Annotated in this window: 21 protein-coding genes and 1 pseudogene; 7 read left to right on the top strand and 15 right to left on the bottom strand. The window is 71.8% G+C overall.

From position 1 onward, the window contains the following. The first annotated feature begins 17 nt into the window (after positions 1 to 17). From QM792_RS16940 to QM792_RS16930, 3 genes are all read left to right on the top strand, one after another. Complete coding sequence (locus tag QM792_RS16940) at positions 18 to 713, top strand: Crp/Fnr family transcriptional regulator (protein ID WP_415151275.1); 696 nt, start codon at positions 18 to 20, stop codon at positions 711 to 713. 128 nt (positions 714 to 841) lie between these two features. Next, entirely contained in the window at positions 842 to 1663 is an 822-nt protein-coding gene (cobA, locus tag QM792_RS16935) for a uroporphyrinogen-III C-methyltransferase (RefSeq protein WP_415151274.1), read from the top strand. A gap of 168 nt (positions 1664 to 1831) precedes the next feature. Beyond that, positions 1832 to 2194 (top strand): hypothetical protein, encoded by a 363-nt coding sequence (locus QM792_RS16930; protein ID WP_415151273.1) that lies wholly within the window; start codon positions 1832 to 1834, stop codon positions 2192 to 2194. 45 nt (positions 2195 to 2239) lie between these two features. Here the strand turns inward: QM792_RS16930 and QM792_RS16925 are convergent, their stop codons facing one another. From QM792_RS16925 to QM792_RS16865, 13 genes and pseudogenes are all read right to left on the bottom strand, one after another. Further along, positions 2240 to 3019 (bottom strand): hypothetical protein, encoded by a 780-nt coding sequence (locus QM792_RS16925; protein WP_415151272.1) that lies wholly within the window; start codon positions 3017 to 3019, stop codon positions 2240 to 2242. Between the two features lie 99 nt (positions 3020 to 3118). Beyond that, positions 3119 to 4649 (bottom strand): annotated as a pseudogene (locus QM792_RS16920) (cytochrome D1 domain-containing protein). Then, entirely contained in the window at positions 4646 to 5806 is a 1161-nt protein-coding gene (nirJ, locus tag QM792_RS16915) for a heme d1 biosynthesis radical SAM protein NirJ (RefSeq protein WP_415151271.1), read from the bottom strand. The pseudogene QM792_RS16920 and the gene nirJ overlap by 4 nt, the downstream one beginning before the upstream one ends. 6 nt (positions 5807 to 5812) lie before the next feature. Continuing rightward, positions 5813 to 6301, bottom strand: a complete 489-nt coding sequence (locus QM792_RS16910; RefSeq protein ID WP_415151270.1) for an Lrp/AsnC family transcriptional regulator — start codon at positions 6299 to 6301, stop codon at positions 5813 to 5815. Next, positions 6288 to 6782, bottom strand: a complete 495-nt coding sequence (locus QM792_RS16905) for an Lrp/AsnC family transcriptional regulator (RefSeq protein ID WP_415151269.1) — start codon at positions 6780 to 6782, stop codon at positions 6288 to 6290. The genes QM792_RS16910 and QM792_RS16905 overlap by 14 nt, the downstream gene beginning before the upstream one ends. After that, positions 6779 to 7843, bottom strand: a complete 1065-nt coding sequence (locus QM792_RS16900; protein ID WP_415151268.1) for an Lrp/AsnC family transcriptional regulator — start codon at positions 7841 to 7843, stop codon at positions 6779 to 6781. The genes QM792_RS16905 and QM792_RS16900 overlap by 4 nt, the downstream gene beginning before the upstream one ends. A 2-nt stretch (positions 7844 to 7845) precedes the next feature. Next, on the bottom strand, positions 7846 to 9018 hold the full coding sequence (locus QM792_RS16895; RefSeq protein ID WP_415151267.1) for a cytochrome D1 domain-containing protein: 1173 nt from the start codon (positions 9016 to 9018) through the stop codon (positions 7846 to 7848). Further along, positions 9015 to 9353, bottom strand: a complete 339-nt coding sequence (locus tag QM792_RS16890; RefSeq protein WP_415151266.1) for a c-type cytochrome — start codon at positions 9351 to 9353, stop codon at positions 9015 to 9017. The genes QM792_RS16895 and QM792_RS16890 overlap by 4 nt, the downstream gene beginning before the upstream one ends. Before the next feature lie 90 nt (positions 9354 to 9443). Then, entirely contained in the window at positions 9444 to 9983 is a 540-nt protein-coding gene (locus QM792_RS16885; RefSeq protein WP_415151265.1) for a hypothetical protein, read from the bottom strand. Between the two features lie 89 nt (positions 9984 to 10072). Next, the gene (locus tag QM792_RS16880; RefSeq protein ID WP_415151264.1) at positions 10073 to 10474 is read right to left on the bottom strand and encodes a plastocyanin/azurin family copper-binding protein; all 402 of its coding nucleotides are present in this window, start codon (positions 10472 to 10474) and stop codon (positions 10073 to 10075) included. Then, complete coding sequence (locus QM792_RS16875; RefSeq protein WP_415151263.1) at positions 10471 to 11364, bottom strand: ethylbenzene dehydrogenase-related protein; 894 nt, start codon at positions 11362 to 11364, stop codon at positions 10471 to 10473. The genes QM792_RS16880 and QM792_RS16875 overlap by 4 nt, the downstream gene beginning before the upstream one ends. Then, on the bottom strand, positions 11361 to 11954 hold the full coding sequence (locus QM792_RS16870) for a NapC/NirT family cytochrome c (RefSeq protein ID WP_415151262.1): 594 nt from the start codon (positions 11952 to 11954) through the stop codon (positions 11361 to 11363). Before QM792_RS16870 ends, QM792_RS16875 begins: the two co-directional genes overlap by 4 nt. A gap of 46 nt (positions 11955 to 12000) precedes the next feature. Then, a complete protein-coding gene (locus tag QM792_RS16865) occupies positions 12001 to 13689 on the bottom strand; it encodes a cytochrome D1 domain-containing protein (protein WP_415151261.1) in 1689 nt (562 codons plus the stop codon). Positions 13690 to 13903: 214 nt separating this feature from the next. Here QM792_RS16865 and ubiU point away from each other — a divergent pair, with 214 nt between their 5' ends. The 3 genes from ubiU to ubiT all read left to right on the top strand — a co-directional run bounded on the left by ubiU (position 13904) and on the right by ubiT (position 16483). Further along, positions 13904 to 14923, top strand: coding sequence for a ubiquinone anaerobic biosynthesis protein UbiU (ubiU, locus tag QM792_RS16860; protein ID WP_415151260.1), 1020 nt, complete (start codon positions 13904 to 13906; stop codon positions 14921 to 14923). A 130-nt stretch (positions 14924 to 15053) separates the two neighbouring features. Further along, a complete protein-coding gene (locus QM792_RS16855) occupies positions 15054 to 15992 on the top strand; it encodes a U32 family peptidase (RefSeq protein WP_415151259.1) in 939 nt (312 codons plus the stop codon). Further along, on the top strand, positions 15989 to 16483 hold the full coding sequence (gene ubiT / locus QM792_RS16850; RefSeq protein ID WP_415151258.1) for a ubiquinone anaerobic biosynthesis accessory factor UbiT: 495 nt from the start codon (positions 15989 to 15991) through the stop codon (positions 16481 to 16483). The genes QM792_RS16855 and ubiT overlap by 4 nt, the downstream gene beginning before the upstream one ends. Here the strand turns inward: ubiT and QM792_RS16845 are convergent. Further along, on the bottom strand, positions 16458 to 16889 hold the full coding sequence (locus tag QM792_RS16845) for a hypothetical protein (RefSeq protein ID WP_415151257.1): 432 nt from the start codon (positions 16887 to 16889) through the stop codon (positions 16458 to 16460). The two genes, ubiT and QM792_RS16845, sit on opposite strands and share 26 nt — an antisense overlap. A 140-nt stretch (positions 16890 to 17029) precedes the next feature. On the opposite strand from QM792_RS16845, the gene QM792_RS16840 reads away from it, so the two are divergent. Then, positions 17030 to 18097 carry a 3-deoxy-7-phosphoheptulonate synthase gene (locus QM792_RS16840; RefSeq protein ID WP_415151256.1) on the top strand — a complete coding sequence of 356 codons (1068 nt, stop codon included), beginning with the start codon at positions 17030 to 17032 and terminating at the stop codon, positions 18095 to 18097. On the opposite strand, the gene QM792_RS16835 is transcribed toward QM792_RS16840, so the two are convergent. Continuing rightward, entirely contained in the window at positions 18094 to 19182 is a 1089-nt protein-coding gene (locus QM792_RS16835; protein WP_415151255.1) for a M12 family metallopeptidase, read from the bottom strand. The two genes, QM792_RS16840 and QM792_RS16835, sit on opposite strands and share 4 nt — an antisense overlap. Positions 19183 to 19190: the final 8 nt, after the last annotated feature.

Here is a 19190-nt window from a genome sequence, read left to right as displayed (position 1 = left end):
CAGACCCGGACCCGCCCGTGGAAGCCAGAACCTTCGACCTGCCGCGCTACCTGTCGGTGCTGCCCCTGTTCACCGACCTCAGCCGCACCGAGCTGGAGCGGCTGGCGCTCGGCTGCCAGCTTCGCCGCCTGGCGCGCGGCGAGACGGTCTTCCGCGTCGGCGAGCCCTGCGAGGAGTTCCACGTCACCGTCACCGGCCAGGTCAAGCTGTTCGCCATCTCGCCGGCCGGGCAGGAGAAGGTGATCGAGCTGGTCGGCCCCGGCAACAGCTTCGCCGAGGCGCTGATGTTCACCGGCAAGCCCTACATCGTGAACGCCCAGGCGCTCACCGACACGCTGCTGCTGACGGTCAAGAAGGAGGCGGTGGTCGGCGAGATCGAGCGCGATCCGCGCTTCGCGATGCGCATGCTCGCCGGCATCTCGCGCCGCCTGCACGGCCTGGTGCACGACGTCGAGGCCTATGCGCTGCACAGCGGCATGCAGCGCGTGATCGGCTACCTGCTGCGCGACCAGATCGTCGAAGACTGCGCCACCGGCGAGGTGGTGACCGTTTCGCTGCCGGTCAGCAAGGCGACCATCGCCTCGCGGCTGTCGCTGACGCCCGAGTACTTCTCGCGCGTGCTGCACGAACTGGAGGCCGCCGGCCTGGTGCGCATCGACAAGCGCGACGTGCACATCCTCGACCCCAGGAGCCTGGCCACCTACGGCCAGTGACGGCCCGGGGCTGATCCGGCACTGACCCGGAACAAGGCGCCGCTGGCGCGGTCTTGAACTGCTTCAAGGCGGCGATGCATCACCCGCCGTGCAATGCGGTCATTGCCCCGACCGCACGAAAGCACGCCATGTCACTGCTCAGCGAGCCGCTCCAGTTCGTGTCCGACCACGAGGCGCCGGCCGGCGCCGGCCACGTCACGCTCGTCGGCGCCGGCCCGGGCGACCCCGAGCTGCTGACGGTGAAGGCCGCCAACGCGCTGCGCAAGGCCACGCTGGTGCTGTACGACAACCTCGTCTCCAAGGCCGTGCTGGAGCTGGTGCCGGCCTCGGCCGACCGCGTCTACGTCGGCAAGGTCAGCGGCCACCACAGCCTGTCGCAGAACGGCATCATCGAGCTGATGGTGCGGCTGGCCAAGGGCGGCCGCCGCCTGGTGCGGCTCAAGGGCGGCGACCCCTACGTCTTCGGGCGCGGCGGCGAGGAGGCGCAGGGCCTGGCGGCGGCCGGCATCGGCTTCGACGTGATTCCCGGCATCAGCGCCGCGCAGGGCGCGGCGGCGGCCAGCGGCATCCCGCTGACCCACCGCGACCACGCCGAGGCGCTGGTGTTCGCCACCGGCCACCTGCGCGGCGAGGGCGATGCGCGCGGCGCCGAACTCGACTGGGTGCAACTGGCGCGGCCGCGCCAGACCGTGGTGATCTACATGGGCGTGGCCACGCTGCCGACCGTCAGCGCGCAGTTGCAGGCGCACGGCCTGGCCGCCGACACGCCGGCGGCCATCGTCGAGCGCGCCACGCTGCCCGACCAGCGCAGCATCGTCGGCACGCTCGCCACGCTGCCCGAACTGGCGCGCCGGCACGACGTGCGCGCGCCGGCGCTGATCATGATCGGAACGGTGGTGAGCCTGCATGCGGAACTGGGTGGCGCGGTGAGGGCGAGCGCGGGGGCGTGAGGTCCGGGCTTCGAGCACGAGGCGCTCGAGCCCCGGGCGATGCGCTTCGACGGGATCTGCTTCGACGCGGTTCAGATGCGGCTGCTGCGCGGCGAGGCTTGAAAGCCTCCAAGAGCGGGAGGTCCGCCCTGCGCTATCGTGCCAGCCATGAGACCGGAGCATGCCGTCATGAAGATCATCAGGCTCGCAGCCATGTCGCCCGCCCTCCTCATCGTGACCACCGCCTGCGGTGGCGGATCGGACGAGTCGCACGTCCTGCTCTACAAACCCTCCGGCAGCCTGCAATGCGCGGCGACGCAGACCACGCAGGCGCGGCTGGAGGCCGAGGTTGCTTCGTTGCGCAGCGCCGGCGCGGTGGTATCCGCCAGCCATTGCGCCAACGACGGCGCGGCGCATGCTGCGGTGTGCGGTGCGTCGAACGGTGATCTGTTCGCGGTGTCCGTCACGCCCCCATCGGTGGCGGCGGCGCGGCAACTCGGCTTCGCGTCCGCCGGCGGCCTCCCGAGCGTCCGGACGATGGCTTGCCAGTGAGCTTCGCCCACCTGCTGCCGCGCCGAGCTTCAAGCAGCCCAAGCGCTACGAGTTCCGCGCCGCGCGCCATGCCGGGCTGGGACGCACGCCCGTGCCGCGCGGCGGCCAGCGGCTCGGCTGGGTGTCGCTCCAGGCCGAGTCGCGCGCGTCGGCGTCGATCGGGCCGTCGTCGGTGACGAGCCGGCCTTCGAGGTACAGGCCGTTGAGCAGCCGCGCGGCGCGCGCCGCGTCGAGGCCGGGCCAGCGGCAGATGGTCTCGAAGCCGGCCGGGCCGGCGCGCAGCCGCGCCAGCGCCGAGCCCAGCGCGCCCGGTAGCCGCACGCTGGCCGTCTCGGGCCTGCCGCCGCCGAGCGCGCGGAACCGTTCGCCCGCCGCCAGCGCGCGCAGCGGCGCGTTGCGCGGCCCGAGCAGCGCGAGCGTCCACAGCAGTTCGCCCAGCGGGTAGTGGCACGGCGGCAGCGCGCGGCGCGATTCGGCATGCCGGCGCGGCGGCTCGCCATGCGGCGGTTCGCAGGCCACCAGGCGCGCGGCCCACAGGCCGGAAGGCGGCGCGTGCAGCCAGTCGATCGGCGCCTTGTACAGGCCGCACTGCGGGTGCAGCGTGACCGGCCAGATCCAGCCGTCGACGGCGATGGTCAGCAGCAGCGATTCGCGCAGGCGCAGGCAGCAGGCGACGACTTCGAGCAGCTCGGGGGCCGCGCCGTCGTCGGGCTGCAGCCGCCGCAACGCGTCGACCATCGCGGTCGACAGCACCAGGGTGGAGCGAAGCTCCTGCGCTTCGCCCCAGTCCGTGTCCGGCCCGCATTCGTCCAGCGGTCTCGGCATCGTGTCGCCCGAGTGGTCCATCACCGCCCTCCGCAAGCGGCAAGGTAGGCGGGCGCGGCGCGACGCGCAAGCGGGCGACGCGGGATTGACAGCGCCCGCTCAGTGCGAAGTACCCTCGGAGCGCGTGATCTTGTTGAACACGTTGTACTTGCCCACCGGCTTGCTCATCGGCAGGCGCCTGACCTCCTTCAGCGTCTGCGCGTCGTAGACGACGATGGCGCCGTCCATCTCCCAGACGCTGGCCAGCGCGTAGCGGCCGTCGCGCGTGAACTCGATGTGCGCCAGCGTGCGGCCGGGCTCCTTCACCTGCGCCACCGGCTCGAGCGTGCGCTTGTCGATCACGGTCAGCGTGTCCTTGGCGGTCGGGCTCATCATCGAGTCGACCCAGGCGTAGCGCGAGTTCTCGTGGCTGCGCATGAAGAAGCCCGGGCCGGGCGTGGTGATGCTCTTCACCGTCTGCCAGTTCTTCATGTCGATCACCTGCACCACGCCGTCCTTCAGGTTCGGGCTGGCGAGCACCGTGGTGTCGTTCCACGCGAAGGTGATGCCCGAGCCGAGGTGCGGCATGCCGGCCAGCGGCAGCTCGGCGACGCGCCGGCGGCTGTCCAGATCCACCACCTGCGCGCTCGGGCTGCCGTCGTTCTTGGGCCGCGTCGCGCCGAGCGCGTGGCGGTAGCCCTGGTCGAAGAAGAAGTCGTCCAGCGGCTCGGACAGCAGCGTGCGCCGCACGCCGAACGCGCCGTCGCCGTCGTAGGGGATCTCCCAGAGTTCGGGGATGTCCTTCAGCGCGACCACGAAGCTCCTGCGCGGCTGCGCGTCGTACACCGCCGAGACGCGCGAGCTGGCCCGGCCGTCGAGCGCGGCGGCGGGGTAGCTGCGCACGAGCTGCAGGTCGGCGTCGAACAGCGCCAGCGTGTGCGGCAGGTAGTTGGCCGCCATCACCCAGCGGCCGTCGCCCGACACCGCGACGTTGCGCATGTTCAGCCCGGCGCGCACCTCGGCCACCACCGTCAGGTTCCACAGGTCGTACTTGGTGATCCGAGCCGTCGCGCGAGCCGAAGTAGACGAAGCGGCCGTCGGGCGAGAACTTCGGCCCGCCGTGCAGCGCGAAGCGCGAGGCGAAGCGGTGCAGCACCTCGAAGCGGTCGCCGTCGACCACCGAGACGTGGTGGTCGCCGCCCTCGACGACGAGGAACACGTTCATCGGGTCGGCCTTCCACACGGGCCGCTCGGGCAGGCCCGCCGCGCCCTCGACCACGCTGCGCGAGGCGCGGATCTGCGCCTCGCTCCAGGTCGGCGCGGGGCTCACCGGCGTGTAGATCCACTTCGCGAGCGCGGCGATCTGCGCGGCCGAGAGCGTCTCGGCGAAACCCGGCATCTGCGTCGCCTGGCGGCCCTTGGCGATCACCGACACGGCCTCGGCCGGGCGCAGGCGCTGCAGGCTCTCGGGCAGCAGCGCCGGACCCATCACGCCCAGGCGCTGCTCGCCGTGGCAGGCGACGCAGTGCTCGCGGTACAGCGCCGCCGGGTCGGCCGCGGCGCCGTCCTGCGCGCGCGCCATGTCGGCCGCGACGACGAAGAACGACGCGCCCAGCGCCAGCCTCAGCCACAGGGGAAGGTCGATCTTCATGCGAGGGCCACCTCCGCGTCGTCGAGGTAGCAGCCGGGGTCGGCCGCCCAGGCGTCGCCGGTCACCTGCTGGGCGCGCGTGCGCGTGTTGCCGCCGCAGATGTCGAAGTGGCGGCACTGCGCGCAGCGCCCGCCGACGGGGCGCGGCTTCATCTTCAGGCCGCGCATCAGCGCGTCCGAGGTGTCCATCCAGATCGCCGAGAACGGCCGTTCGCGCACGCTGCCCAGGTCGTGGTGCCACCACATGGTGTCGGGGTGCACGACGCCGAGGTTGTCGATGTTGGCGACGGCCACGCCCGAGGCGTTGCCGCCCCAGTCCACCAGCCGCGCGCGCAGCGGCGCCTCCCAGCGCGGGAAGCGCTCGCGCACCCAGCGCAGCAGCCAGGCGCCGTCGGCGTCGTTGTTGCCGGTGACGAAGTCCTGCCCGCTGCCGTCGCGCGCCGCCTGCCAGGCCGCGGCGTAGAGCACGTCGAGCGCCTCGCGCGTGGCGTCGAACTGCGCGTCGCGCGCGCGGTGGATGTTGCCGCGCCCGGCGTAGTTCAGGTGCGAAAAGTAGAACTTGTCGATGCGCTCGGCGCGCATCAGCGCCAGCAGCGGCACCAGGTCGTGCGCGTTCATCGCCGTCATCGTGTAGCGCATGCCGACCTTGACGCCGCGATCGCGCAGCAAACGCAGCGCGGCCAGGCTCTTGTCGAACGCGCCGGGCATGCGGCGGAACTTGTCGTGCGTGGCGCCGATGCCGTCCAGGCTGATGCCGACGTAGTCGAAGCCCTGCGCGGCGATGCGGTCGGCCAGCGCCGCGTCGATCAGCGTGCCGTTGGTCGACAGCCCGACGTAGAAGCGCATCGCCTTGGCGCGCGCCGCGATGTCGAAGATGTCGGGGCGCATCAGCGGTTCGCCGCCGGACAGGATCAGCACCGGCACCTTGAAGGCCTTCAGGTCGTCCATCACCGCGAAGACCTCGGCGGTGCTCAGCTCGCCGCTGTACGCGTGGTCGGCCGAGATCGAGTAGCAGTGCTTGCAGGTGAGGTTGCAGCGGCGGATCAGGTTCCAGATCACCACCGGGCCCGAGGGGCCGCCGCGCGCGGAGGCGGCCGGGTAGGCGCCGCTGGCCTCGGCCCGGGCCAGCTCGCGCATGTATTGGGAAACGCGGAACATGGTTCTTCAGCCTTCGTGGGGCGACAGGCGCAGGCCGGTCTTCTTCAGGATCGCGCTGCTGTAGAGGATCTCGCCGCCGCGGCAGGCCTCGCCGAGCAGCGCGCGGATCCGCGCCGCCTGGTGCTCGACCTCCTCGCGCGAGCGGCCGTGCAGCATCGCGAACAGGTTGTAGGGCCACAGCGGCAGCTCGCGCGGGCGGCGGTAGCAGTGGCTGACGCCGGCCAGCGCGCCGACGCGCTCGCCGAGTTCGTCGACGCGCTCGTCGGCCACGTCCCACACCGTCATGCCGTTGGCCAGGTAACCGAGCCGGTAGTGGTTGGGCACCGCGCCGATGCGGCGGATCAGGCCCTCGGCCAGCATCTGGCCGAGCCGCTCGCGCACCACGTCGCCGCCGACGCCGAGCATCGCGCCCACCGCCTCGTAGGGCCGCGCCACCAGCGGCAGGCCGGACTGCGTGGCGGCGATCAGCTCGCGGTCGAATTCAGACAGCGCCATGACGGTCCTCCCGCGCCGCGCCCGCCGGCAGGCGCAGCTCGACGAAGTACTCGCGTTCCTTCGGGAAGGCGTGCACCTTCAGCCCGGCGGCGGCCTCGATGCGCGCCAGCGCGGCGAAGGCCGCCTCGCGCGTCTCGCCGGCCACCACGAACCACATGTTCAGGCGGTGCTCGCGCCGGTAGTTGTGCGCCACCTCGGGGAAGGCGTTGACGACGGCCGCGACGCGCTCGAAGTCGGCCGCCGGCACCTCCAGCGCCGCCAGCACGAACATGCCGCCGGCGCGCTCGATCTGGAACAGCGGGCCGAAGCGCGTCAGCGTGCCGCGCGCCAGCAACTGGCGCAGCCGTTCGATCACCGCGTCTTCCGACAGGTCCAGCTCGGCGGCGACGTCGGCGAACGGCCGCTCGGTCAGCGGCAGCGCGCCGTGCAGGCGCTCGATCAGCAGGCGGTCGATGCGGTCGGGTTCCTCAGGCGTGGTCATGACTGCCCCTCGGCTGTCGGGTACGCCAGCCGATCCCCCGAGGGGATGCGGGCCGGCTTGGGAGCGGCCCGGCGCTCGGCCCGCTCGTGTTGAACCTCCTGCGCCTCGCTGCGGAAGTAACTGCCGCCGCCCTGCTTGAAGCGGCGCGTGCTGAACAGCACTTGATGGGGCGTGTCGCTCAGGCCGGCGTTGCGCGCCGCGGCGGCGATGGTCTCGCGCACCGTGGCGCGCTCGCGCCCGTGCACCATGCAGTAGAGATTGAACGGCCAGCCCTCGGCGCGCGCGCGCCGGTAGCACAGCGTCACGCCGGGCTGCGCGGCCAGCAGCGCGCCGTGCGCGTCGACCGCGTCGTCCGGCACGTCGAACACCGTCATCGCGTTGCGGTCGAAGCCGAGTTCGTGATGGCGCACGACGACGCCGAAGCGGCGCAGCGTGCCGCGGTCGAGCCAGCGCGCCAGCGTGGCGAGCAGTTCATCCTCGGCGATGCCCAGCTCGCGCGCCCAGGCCGCGTAGGGCCGCGCCACCAGCGGCAGGCCGTGCTCGACGCGCGCGGCCAGCGCGCGCTCGCCATCGGCCACCGGCGGCGCCGCGCGCGGCGCGGCGGCGGGCTCGGCGCCGGCCAGCCCGCGCAGGTCGAAGCCGAGGTCGATGCGGTAGACCTTCTGCATCGGCAGGCGCAGCGTGGCCAGCGCGGTGTCGCGTTCGAGCCGGGCCAGCCGCGCGTGCAGCGTCGCGGCGTCCGGCCCGGTGATCACGAACCAGAGGTTGAAGCGGTGCTCGCGCTCGTAGTTGTGGTTGACGCCGGGCAGCGCGTCGACCTGCGCCGCCACCGCGGCTATGCGCGCCGGCGGCACGGCCATCGCCACCAGCAGCGCGGCGCCGCCCGCGCCGGCCGCCCACACGCCGCCGATGCGGCTGAGCGAGCCGTGGTCGCGCGCGGCGGCGAAGCCGGCGAGCACCGCGTCCTCGTCCGTGCCCAGCGCCTGCGCGATGCGCGCGAAGGGCCGGCTCTCGAGCGGAAAGCCGTGCTGCCAGCGGTTCAGCAGGTCGAGGCGCTGCATGGTCAGAAGCCCATGCGCGCGGCGCGGCTGGTGAAGAACACGCCGCTGGGCGCCGGCAGATCCAGCGTCGCCAGCGGCGCGAACGAGGCGGTGTCGTAGACCGAGACGCGGTTGGCGTCGCGCGAGCTGATCCACACCGCTTCGCCGCGCGGCGTGAACTCCATGTGCAGCACCGCCTTGCCGGGCTCCAGCGTCTTGACGATGCGGCGCGTCACGGTGTCGATCACCTGCACGCGGTCGTAGTCGGGCACCGCGAAGTTGACCCACACCTGGCGTCCGTCGGGCCGCGCCATCACGAACACCGGCTGGCCGGCCACCGGGATGCGCGCCACCTCGGCCCAGCTTTCGGTGTCGACCACCAGCACCTCGTGGCGGCCGATGGCGGGCAGGTAGGCGTGCCGGCCGGCCACGGCCCAGCCGCGCAGGTGCGGCATCTTGTAGACCGGCAGCGCCTGCTCGCCGCGGCCGTAGCCGCCGAGGATGCGGCGCGCCGCGGGCTTCTCGGCCCACAGGTCGACCAGCGCGAGGCCGTCCTCGCCGAACAGCCCGGCGATGTAGTGCCGGCCGTCGGGCGTGACCAGCGCGTCGTAGGGCTGGCGGCCGATGCCGTCGAGCTTCGTGACACGCGGCGACGCCGCATCGGACAGGTCCGCGATCCAGATCGCGTCGGCGTCGAACAGGCTGAAGGCGAAGCGCCGCCCCGGCAGGTCGACCAGGCCGACCACGCGCGACAGCTTGCCCGGCGTGTATTCGGCCGGGATGTCGGCCACCAGCGCGAGCGTCTTCGCGTCGAACACCTTCACGCCGCCGGGCGTGTAGTTCTGCGCCGCCACCAGCGTGCCGTCGGCCGAGATCGCGCCGCCGATCGAGTTGCCGGCCTGCATCACGCGCGCCTCGATGCGGCGCGCGATCAGGCTCACGCGCGTCAGCGCGCCGTCGCGGCCGAACACGTAGGCGGTGCCGCCGTCGCGCGAGAACACCACCGAGGCGTGCGACAGGTCGCCCAGCCCGGGCACCTCGGCGAGCACGCGGCGCTCGCTGGTGTCGACGATCGCCACCGTGCCGCTGGCGCGCTCGATCACGACGCCGAGATCGCCGCTGCCCTTCAGCGGCGCAGGGCTGGCCGCGCAGCCCGCCAGCAGCGCGGCCAGCATCAGCGAGAGCAGCCGCTTCATCGCGTTTCCTCCGGGAAGCCGGTGCGCAGCCGCTGCGCGATCCACTGCGCCTCGCTCTCGCTGAGCATGGCCTGCCAGCCCGGCATCGGTGTGCCCGGGCGGCCGCGGTAGATCACCGCCGTCAGCATCTCCAGCGGCCGGTCGGCGAGCGCCTGCGCGGTCAGCGCCGGGCCCAGGCCGCCGGTCAGGCGCATGCCGTGGCAGGAGCCGCAGTCCTGCCGCACCATGCGCACCAGCGCCTGGCTGCGCCGCGCGTCGGGCGCGGGCGCCTCGCTGGCCGAAGCGGGCAGCGCCAGCGCGGCCAGCACGAGGGGAAGGGAAGCAGCGCATCTCATGGCGATCGCATGGTCGGACGCGCTCGCCGCGGCGTCCTTGAACCAGTTCAAGCCAGGGCCGCGCGCCCGGGGCGCGGATCAAGCCACGGCTCAGCAGCGGCCGTCGATCGGCAGGCAGTGCGGCCGCGGTGACGCGGCGTCGGGCAGCCACAGCAGCCCGGCCGCTTCGTCGATCCACGGCGGCTCGCCCGGCAGCGCGCCGGCCGGCCAGGGCCAGCGCATCGCGATGCGGCGCGCATCGAGGTTCCAGCCCTGCAGCAGCGGCGCGCCGCCGGCCAGCGGCCGGGCGATGACGAGCACCAGCAGCGTGCCGCCCGAATCGGCGGCCCAGGCATGTACCGGACCGGCCAGCGCGATGCGGCGGCGGTGCAGGAAGCCGGGTTCCGGCACGCCCTCGCCCATGCGGAAGTCGTGCACCAGGCCGTCGTAGCGGTCTTCGGCGCGCGGGTCGAGCGAGATCTCCCACAGCTCGGGCAGTTCACCCGGCGCGACCAGCAGCGAGCGCCGCGCCGGCCACGGCAGCCATTGCACCGCGCCCGTGGCGGGCAGCGGCCAGCGCCGCAGCGCCGTGCCGTCGGCCGAGCGCACGACGAGCCGGCGCGTCGCGTCTTGTTCGTCCTGCTCGATCACCGCGCGGGCGCCATCGGGCAGCGCGAGCGACGGCGCCTGCGCCCACGCCGCCGCGCCGGCCAGCGCGAGCGCGGCCAGCAGCGCCGTCTTCAGGGCTGCACCTCGATCACCCCGGCCATCTCGGGGTGCGGGCCGCAGACGTAGGGGTAGCGGCCCGGCTTGTCGAAGCGGCGCTGCCACTGCTCGCCTGGCAGCAGGCGGTCGCTTTCCAGGCCGCCTTCGCCCTTGAAGAGCACCGAGTGCGAGCTGCGCTTCTCGTCGTTGCTCCAGCGCACCGTGCTGCCGGCTTTCACCGTCAGCGCCGCCGGCTCGAAGCGCATCTCGCGGATGCTCACCGTCGCCGCCTCATCCGCCGCAAACACCGTACCCACTCCGCCCAGCAGGCAAACACTCGCCGCGAAAGCCAAGCAGCCGCCGCGGATCCGGCTGCGCCGGGCCGCTGGCGGCGCCCCCCTGGGGGGGAGCGCCGAAGGCGCTACGGGGGGGATCACTGTTTCACCGCGGTGATGTCGGCCTTGGCGTCGATGCCCAGCGTGTAGCCGAGCGACACCTGGTGGAAGCGCCCGGCCGCGTGGTCGTCGTGGATCGCGAAGCCGAAGTTGACGAGCTTGCCCGGCGCCAGCGCGATGTCGCCGTCGCCGCCGCCGGCGAGCTTGCGCGTGAACACGACCACCCACTCGTCGCCCTTCTTCTCGCCCTTGGCGTCGACCAGGCCCTTGCCGCCTTCCATCACGCGCTTGTCGGCGACGTAGCCGTCGAACTTGGCGCCCTTGCTGGTCCACTGCATCAGGTCGTAGAACTTGCCGCCGGCCAGGCTGCCGCCCGGCACGTACTTGGTCTTCTTGTCGTCCTTGGCGTCGGGCATGGTGCGCACGTCGGCGTGGCAGGTCTCCCAGCAGCCCGACAGGTTGGCGCGCTCGACCTTGTTGTCCTCGAGCATGAAGGCCAGCTTGACGGCGTTGTCCTTGTCCATCTTCTCGGCCGCGCCGCCGGGCGGCTGCTTCCACGCGAAGCGCAGGTACAGGTTGCTGCCGTCGTGCGCGGCCTGCACCGACACCGGGATGCTGCCCGCCTTGCCGGCGATCGGCTTGGGCTCGAGCTTCTGGCCGCTGGCCATCTTCTTGCCCATGTCGGCGGTTTCGTCGTGGTGGCAGCTCGCGCAGGCCTCGCCCTTCTTCAGCGCGCGGGCGCCGCCGTGTTCGGTGCCCTTGGTCACCCATTCGATCGGCGCGGCGCCGGGGTAGAAGACCGTGATGGTCTTGGCCGGCACCTTGCCCCAGTCGGGCGCGGCGTGGGCGGCGCCGGCGGCCAGTGCCAGAGCGGCCGCCGCGGCGACGAGGCAGAAGCTGCGTTGCGCAGGCAGGGTGGTGGTGTGCTTCATTCGTCCTCTTCCTTCATGCCTTGCGGCTTGTGGTGGGCGATGCCCTTGTGGCAATCGATGCAGGTCTCGTTGTTCTTCTCCGCCAGCTCGTGCGACTTGCGCGCGCGCGGCTTCTGCACGTCCTTGGCCATCGACTCCTGGCTGTGGCAGTTGCGGCATTCCAGCGAGTTGTTCGCCTTCATGCGCGCCCATTCGCGCTCGGCCAGTTGCAGGCGCTTGGCCTCGAACTTCTCGCGCGTGTCCACCGTGCCGGTGAGCTTGCCCCACAGCTCGCGCGAGGCCTGGATCTTGCGCATCATCTTCGGCCCCCACTCCTTCGGCACGTGGCAGTCGGGGCAGGTGGCGCGCACGCCGGTGCGGTTGGTGTAGTGGATGGTGTTCTCGGAATATTCCTTGTAGACGTTGTCGCGCATCTCGTGGCAACTGATGCAGAACGCCTCGCGGTTGGTTGCCTCCACGGCGGTGTTGAAGCCGCCCCACAGCAGCACGCCGGCGAAGACGCCGACGGCCAGCAGCGTGAGCACCGACCACGTGCCCGAAGGCGAGCGCAAGCGCCGCCAGAGGCCGGGTTTGGAGTCAGGAGAATTCATCGCGATATCCGGTGTTCGAGGCTGATGGCCGCGGGCGCTTCGGGGGTCAATAGATGTCGTGCTGCGTGTTGTAGACGTTGAACTTGCCGGTCGGCGTGACGATCGCCGGATCGGTGATCACCTTCTTCAGCTTCAGCGTCTTGTCGTCGTAGACGACGATGGCCGACTGGTCGGTCTTGCCGCCCCACAGGCTGATCCACACCTCGTCACCCGCCTGGTTGTATTCGGGGTGGGTGGCGCGGCGCAGCGCCTTGGTCTGCGGCAGGCCGGAGTCCTTGGCCACGTCGATCTTGACCGGCTCCTTGTTCAGGTCCTTCATGTCGTAGACGTAGACGGCCTCGGCGTTCTCGCGCTCGGGGTTCATCGGCATGTCGGCCCACAGGTGGGTGGACTTCGGGTGCGTCTTGACGAACAGGTTGCCCGCGCCGCCGGTCTTCAGTTCCTGCACGACCTTCCAGTTGTGCTGCTTGTACTTGGCGAACTTCCTGTCCTCCGACGGCGTGGAGATCAGCGTGATCACCGCGTCGCCGAGGTGGCCCGTGGCCCACACCGGCCCGTACTGCGGGTGCACGAAGTTCGCGCCGCGGCCCGGGTGCGGGATCTTCTTGGTGTCCACCAGCGCGGCGAGCTTGCCGGTCTTGGTGTCCACCGCGGCGATCTTGTTGCTCGCGTTGGCCGCCACCAGGAAGTAGCGCTTGCTCATGTCCCAGCCGCCGTCGTGCAGGAACTTGGCCGACTCGATCGTCGTCGTCTTCAGGTTCTTGATGTCGGAGTAGTCGACCAGCATGATCTGGCCGGTCTCCTTGACGTTGACGACCCACTCGGGCTTGATCATCGAGCTGACGATCGAGGCCACGCGCGGCTCGGGGTGGTATTCGCCGTCGACGGTGTTGCCGCGCGTCGAGACCACCTTCATCGGCTTGAGCGTCTCGCCGTCCATGATCGAGTACTGCGGCGGCCAGTAGGTGCCGCCGATCAGGTACTTGTCCTCGTAGCCCTTGAACTTCGAGGTGTCGACCGAGCGCGCGTCGGCGCCGAGCTTGACGGTGGCGACGGTCTTCGGCTCCTCGAACCACAGGTCGATCAGCGTCACCAGGCCGTCGCGGCCGACGGTGTAGACGTAGCGGCCCGAGGCCGACAGGCGCGAGATGTGCACCGCGTAGCCGGTGTCGAGGATCTTCCAGATCTGCTTGGTGTCGCCGTCGACCAGCGCGAGCTTGCCGGCGTCGCGCAGCGTGATCGCGAAGATGTTCTTCAGGTTGATCTTGTTCTGCTGCGTCTTGGGCCGCTGGTCCACCGGCACCAGCAGCTTCCAGCTCGCCTCCATGTCCTTCAGGCTGAACTCGGGCGGGATGTCCGGCGTCGTCTGGATGTAGCGCGCCATCAGGTTGATCTCGTCCTTGGTCAGGATGTCGTCGTAGTTGACCATCCCGCCCTCGGTGCCCAGCGAGATGATCTTCTCGAGGCGCGAGGTGCCGAGCTTGAGCGTGCCGCCTTCCTGCGTGCTGCCGTCGTCGAGCTTCTTGCTCCAGTGCGGCTCGAGGTTCTTGCCCGTGGCGCCCTTGCGCAGCACGCCGTGGCAGCCGGCGCAGCGCTCGAAGTAGATCTTCTTGCCGGCCTCCTTCTCGGCGGGCGTCAGCGTGGGCGCGTCCTGCGCGGCGGCGCCGAAGGACGCGAGAGAGATCAGCAGCGCGGCCGTCAGCGTGAGCGGCGATGCGGGATAGCGGCTTGTCATGGGGCTCTCCTGGGGTTGACCTGTTCGGTGACTGTGCGGCGATGGTCGGGGCGAGCCGCTACAGCGTCCTTGAACTGGTTCAAGCCCATTCGCGCCGCGCCGGCCGCGCGGCGGCGCGCTGGACGAGAGTCACGCGAGTTTGCCGAGCCTCAAACCCGCTGTCGTGGATCTGCCAATACAGTGCGCCGGCCCGAGACGGGCGCGGGAGCGACGTGTGAACGATCGACGGGAGTTGCCCGAACTGGTGTGTCCGGCCGGCTCGCTGCGCGCGCTGCAGGTGGCCGTGGAGGCCGGCGCGGACGCGGTCTACCTGGGCCTGAAGGACGCGACCAACGCGCGCAACTTCGCCGGCCTGAACTTCGACGACGCGCAGGTGCGCGACGGCGTGGCGCATGCGCACGCGCGCGGCGCGAAGGTGCTGATGGCGCTGAACACCTTCGCCGACGCCCGCGACGCCGGCCCGTGGCGGCGCGCGGTCGACAAGGCCGTGGCGCTGGGCGCCGACGCGCTGATCGTCGCCGACACCGCGGTGATGGCCCATTGCCGCGACGAACATCCGCAACTGCGCCTGCACCTGTCGGTGCAGGCCTCGGCCACGAGCCACGCCGCGATCGAGTTCTACCGCCGCCGCTACGCCATCCAGCGCGCCGTGCTGCCGCGTGTGCTGACGCTGCAGCAGGTCGGCAACGTGATCCGCCACACCGGGGTCGACATCGAGGTGTTCGGCTTCGGCAGCCTGTGCGTGATGGTGGAGGGGCGCTGCGCGCTGTCGTCCTACGCCACCGGGCAGTCGCCCAACAACGCCGGCGTGTGCTCGCCGCCCTCGGCGGTGCGCTGGCAGGAGGAAGGCGACGGCGGTGTGCAGGCGCGCCTGAACGGGGTGCTGATCGACCGCTACGCCCCCGACGAGCCGCGCGGCTACCCGACGCTGTGCAAGGGCCGCTTCGAGGTGCGCGGCGCTCGCGAGTACGCGCTAGAGGAGCCCACCAGCCTGAACACGCTGGCCATCCTGCCCGAGCTGATCGCGATGGGCGTCAAGGCGATCAAGATCGAAGGGCGACAGCGCAGCGCCGCCTACGTCGAGCAGGTGACGCGCGTGTGGCGCGCGGCGATAGCCCGCGCCGGCGCCGAGGCGCAGCACTACGCGGTGCGACCCGAGTGGTCGGCCGCGCTGGCGCGCCACGCCGAGGGCCAGCAGCACACGCTGGGCGCCTACGACCGCCCGTGGAGATGACATACCCCCCCGTAGCGCCTTCGGCGCTCCCCCAGGGGGCGCCGCCAGCGGCCCGGCAGAGCCGGTTCCGCGGCGACTGCTTGGCAACATGGAAACCGAAGTGAAACCAATGGCTCCGTTCGGGCTGAGCTTGTCGAAGCCCGACACCGAACGTGTCGCGCTCAGCGTCGGCCCGGTGCTGTACCACTGGCCGCGCGAGGCGCTGCTGCGCTTCTACGCCGACCTCGCCGACAGCGCCGCCGACACCCTCACGCTCGGCGAGACGGTGTGCGCGCGGCGCCGCGAGCTGCGCCTGCCCGACTGGCTGGCGCTGGCCCGCGAGCTGCGCGCCGCCGGCAAGGAGGTGGTGCTGGCCGCGCAGGCGCTGATCGAGACCGAGGCCGACCTGCGCCTGCTCGAACGCCAGGCCGGGCAGGGCGAGTTCGCCGTCGAGGCCGCCGACGCCTCGGCGCTGCACCTGCTGGCCGGGCGCGTGCCGCTGGTGCTGGGGCCGCACGTCAACATCTACAGCCGCGCGGCGCTGGCCGAGCATGCCGACCTCGGCGCTTCGCGCTGGGTGGCGCCGGTGGAGCTGTCGCTGGACGCGCTGGCGCTGGTCAACCCGCCGGCCGATCCGGTGCGCACGCCCGAGGGCGCGGCCATCGTGACCGAGGCCTGGGCCTTCGGCCGGCTGCCGCTGGCCTTCTCGGCGCGCTGCTTCACCGCGCGCCACCACCGCGTGCCCAAGGACGACTGCGGCTACCGCTGCATCGCCGACCCCGACGGGCTGCTGCTGTCGTCCACCGAGGGCCAGCCCTTCCTGGTGCTCAACGGCACGCAGACGCAGTCGGCCGCGGTGCACAACCTGCTGGCCGACGGCGCGGCGCTGCGCGCGGCCGGTGTGACGCGGCTGCGCCTGTCGCCCTGTTCACAGGGCTTCATGCGGGTGCTGCGGGATTTCGACGCGGTGATGAACGCCGGCGCCGCGCCGGCCGGGACGATGGCGGCCTGGGCCGGCGCCGGCGTGCCTGGACCTTTCGGCAACGGCTATGCGCGGCGCGCGCCGGGCATGGCGTGGAGCGAGACATGAACCATCGCCACCCCGACCGCCGCGTGCCCGCCGGGCTGCCGCCTTTCCTCGCGCCGCTGCACCTGCGCCTGCGCGGCGCGGTCGAGCGGCTGCCGGTCGGCCCGCCGTCGCTGCTGGCCGCGCGTGTGCTCGACCGCGTGCTGCTGCCGCGCCTGCCCGACGACGCGCGCCGCGCGCTCGAAGGGCATTGTGTGGAGCTGGCCGTCACCGACTTCGGCCTGCGCGTGCGGCTGCGCATCGCGCCGCACGGCTTCGCGAGTGCCGGCGAGGACGGCCCGGGGCGGGAAGCGGCGCTGCGCATCGCCGCCAGCGGCGCCGGCTACCTGCGCCTGCTGCGCGGCGAGGACGATCCCGACCGGCTGTTCTTCGAACGCACGCTGGTGATGGAAGGCGATACCGAACTGGGCCTGGTGTTGAAGAACACGCTCGACGCCATCGGCCCGCTGTGGCCGCGTGGCGCCGGTCTCAGGCCAGCGGCGCGTGCGCGCTGAGGCGCGGCGCCGCGCGCACCGGCACGGCCGCCGCGGCGGCGTGGGGCACGCCTGCGCCGGCCGCGTCGAACGATTCGAGCGACTCGGGCTCCGGCGCCACGCCTTCGACCACGGGCGCGCGGTCGTGCACGCCCAGCGCGCGGCTGAGCACCCAGCTCAGGCCGATGAACACGCCGATCGCGCCGACGCTGGCGGCGGCCAGCAGCGCACCCAGCGTCCAGGGCGTGAAGACGAAGCCCATGCCGATGCCGGCCGCCAGCGCGATGCCTGCCGCGCGCATGCGGCCGCGCGGATCGAGCAGGCTCGTCACCGCGGCCAGGTAGGCGGTGAGGAACACGCCCATCAGCAGCAACTGCACGGGTTGCAGGGCCGGGGGCTGGTGGTCGAGTGCCGCGAAAGGGTTCATGCGCACAGCATGCGACAGTTGGGTGGCGTCTGAGTACCCCCGTAACAAATGCCCCTCCATCCGCGTGGTGCAGGTCACGTGGGTGTTACGCGCAAACCGGCCGGCCGCGCAGGGCGTGACACACCGCACAATCCCGCCGCATGAAAACCGTGGACACCACCCGCATCGACGACGTGCGCATCGGCGCCGTGCGCCCGCTGATCAACCCCGCGCTGCTGCAGGAGCGCGTGTCGCTGGAAGACGACACGCTGGCGCTGGTCGAAGCCAGCCGCGCGAGCATCGCCGACGTGTTGCATGGCCGCGACGATCGGCTGATCGTCGTCGTCGGCCCCTGCTCGATCCACGACCACGCGCAGGCGCTGGCCTACGGCCAGCGCCTGAAGGCCGTGGCCGACGAACTGGGCGGCGAACTGCTGGTGGTGATGCGCGCCTACTTCGAGAAGCCGCGCACCACGGTGGGCTGGAAGGGCTACATCAACGACCCGCACCTGGACGGCAGCTTCGCGATCAACGAAGGCCTGGAACGCGCGCGCCGCCTGCTGCGCGACCTGACCACGCTGGGCTTGCCGCTGGGCACCGAGTTCCTCGACCTGCTCAGCCCGCAGTACATCTCCGACCTCGTGAGCTGGGGCGCGATCGGCGCGCGCACCACCGAGAGCCAGAGCCACCGCCAGCTCGCCTCGGGCCTGAGCTGCCCGGTCGGCTTCAAGAACGGCACCGACGGCAGCCTGAAGGTGGCCGCCGACGCCATCCTCGCGGCGCGCGCGCCGCATGCCTTCATGGGCATGACCAAGATGGGCGTGGCGGCGATCTTCGAGACGCGCGGCAACCCCGACTGCCACCTGATCCTGCGCGGCGGCAAGGCGCCCAACTACGACGCCGCGCACGTCGAGCAGGCCTGCGTCGCGCTGCGCGCCGCCGGCGTGCGCGAGCAGGTGATGATCGACGTCTCGCACGCCAACAGCAGCAAGCAGCACCGCCGCCAGATCGAGGTGGCCGCCGACGTGGCCGGGCAGATCGCCGCCGGCGAGCGCCGCATCACCGGCGTGATGATCGAGAGCAACCTCGAGGAAGGCCGGCAGGACCTGGTGCCCGGCGTGCCGCCGGCGCCCGGCGTGTCGATCACCGATGCCTGCATCTCCTTCGCGCAGACGGTGCCGGTGCTGCAGGGCCTGGCGCGCGCGGTGGCGGCGCGGCGCCGGCCCTAGGCGCGCTTCTTCACGCCCACGCTGTAGCGGCCGGTGGCGGCCGGCGACTTGTGCCGCACCGTCAGCCAGTAGTCGCCCGGCTGCAGCTTGCGCACGATGCGCGCGTTGGCGCCCTGGCCGCGGTCGTCGTCCCAGGTGAGCACCGCGCCGCGGTCGCCCGGGCCGTGCAGCGTCAGCACGGTGTCGGTCGGGCCTTCGGTGCTCATGATGTAGGTGGCGGCGGTGGCCACCGCGAAGTGGAACTCGTCGACCTCGCCGGCCGTCGCGAGATCGGCGCCGACGCGCCGGCCGATCGCCAGTTCGGTCATCGCTGGCGCGGCCTTCGGGTACTGGCGTTTCATGAACTCGATGTCCAGCGCCGAGAACTCGGTGTTCCAGCCGATCGCGTAGGAGCCTATCGTCAGCGAGTCGGGGATCGCGTACTCCATGATCGAGCTCGGGTCGAAGCTCGTGTGGTTGGTGCTGTCCTCCGAATAGACCTGGAAGATGTTGAAGTCGACGTCGGCCCGGCTCCAGCCCTGCTGCGCGTAGTAGGCGTAGACCTTGGGCTTGTCCCACGGGATCTGGCCCTGCGCGGCCGGGTTCTGGTGTTCGTGGATCATGCCCAGCGCGTGGCCGAACTCGTGGCGCACGACGCGCTGGTACTCGCGCAGCTCGGTGTTCGGTTCGAGCCAGCCGTAGTTCATCGTCGGCTTGTTCGACGCCACCGTCAGCGCGTCGGTGCCCACCGTCGACCACGAGAAGCCCTTGTCGGCGAAGCTGATGCGGATCTGCGCCGCGCCGCTGCTCACGAACTCCAGCTTCAGGTTGGCGATTGCCTCCCACTCCTTCGCGATGGCTTGCACCCTGGCCTGCACGGCGGCGTTGCCGTCGAGGAACTTCACCTTCAGCGTGCGGCCGTTCTCCCACAGCTTGAGCTTCTCCACCGCGGCACGCGCCCGGCCGGCGCCGCGCAGCGGCGTGACGCGCAGGTTGCCGACACGCTCGCGCGAGGCGGCCTCGTCGCTGGACAGGCGGCCGCGGTCGTCGCCCTGGCCGCTCAGGCCGGGCACGTAGGGCGAGCAGATCTTGCAGGTGTGGCGCATGGGGTCGC

The organism is Piscinibacter sp., from assembly GCF_047600445.1.
Lineage (GTDB): Bacteria > Pseudomonadota > Gammaproteobacteria > Burkholderiales > Burkholderiaceae_C > Piscinibacter.
This window is presented reverse-complemented; position numbering and strand designations above follow the sequence as displayed.

Coding starts and splice junctions, on each gene's coding strand:
- cobA (WP_415151274.1), top strand. CDS start 842: ATGTCACTGCTCAGCGAGCCGCTCCAGTTCGTGTCCGACCACGAGGCG.
- QM792_RS16930 (WP_415151273.1), top strand. CDS start 1,832: ATGAAGATCATCAGGCTCGCAGCCATGTCGCCCGCCCTCCTCATCGTG.
- QM792_RS16925 (WP_415151272.1), bottom strand. CDS start 3,019: ATGCCGAGACCGCTGGACGAATGCGGGCCGGACACGGACTGGGGCGAA.
- nirJ (WP_415151271.1), bottom strand. CDS start 5,806: ATGTTCCGCGTTTCCCAATACATGCGCGAGCTGGCCCGGGCCGAGGCC.
- QM792_RS16910 (WP_415151270.1), bottom strand. CDS start 6,301: ATGGCGCTGTCTGAATTCGACCGCGAGCTGATCGCCGCCACGCAGTCC.
- QM792_RS16905 (WP_415151269.1), bottom strand. CDS start 6,782: ATGACCACGCCTGAGGAACCCGACCGCATCGACCGCCTGCTGATCGAG.
- QM792_RS16900 (WP_415151268.1), bottom strand. CDS start 7,843: ATGCAGCGCCTCGACCTGCTGAACCGCTGGCAGCACGGCTTTCCGCTC.
- QM792_RS16895 (WP_415151267.1), bottom strand. CDS start 9,018: ATGAAGCGGCTGCTCTCGCTGATGCTGGCCGCGCTGCTGGCGGGCTGC.
- QM792_RS16890 (WP_415151266.1), bottom strand. CDS start 9,353: ATGAGATGCGCTGCTTCCCTTCCCCTCGTGCTGGCCGCGCTGGCGCTG.
- QM792_RS16875 (WP_415151263.1), bottom strand. CDS start 11,364: ATGAAGCACACCACCACCCTGCCTGCGCAACGCAGCTTCTGCCTCGTC.
- QM792_RS16870 (WP_415151262.1), bottom strand. CDS start 11,954: ATGAATTCTCCTGACTCCAAACCCGGCCTCTGGCGGCGCTTGCGCTCG.
- QM792_RS16865 (WP_415151261.1), bottom strand. CDS start 13,689: ATGACAAGCCGCTATCCCGCATCGCCGCTCACGCTGACGGCCGCGCTG.
- ubiT (WP_415151258.1), top strand. CDS start 15,989: ATGAACCATCGCCACCCCGACCGCCGCGTGCCCGCCGGGCTGCCGCCT.
- QM792_RS16845 (WP_415151257.1), bottom strand. CDS start 16,889: ATGAACCCTTTCGCGGCACTCGACCACCAGCCCCCGGCCCTGCAACCC.
- QM792_RS16840 (WP_415151256.1), top strand. CDS start 17,030: ATGAAAACCGTGGACACCACCCGCATCGACGACGTGCGCATCGGCGCC.
- QM792_RS16835 (WP_415151255.1), bottom strand. CDS start 19,182: ATGCGCCACACCTGCAAGATCTGCTCGCCCTACGTGCCCGGCCTGAGC.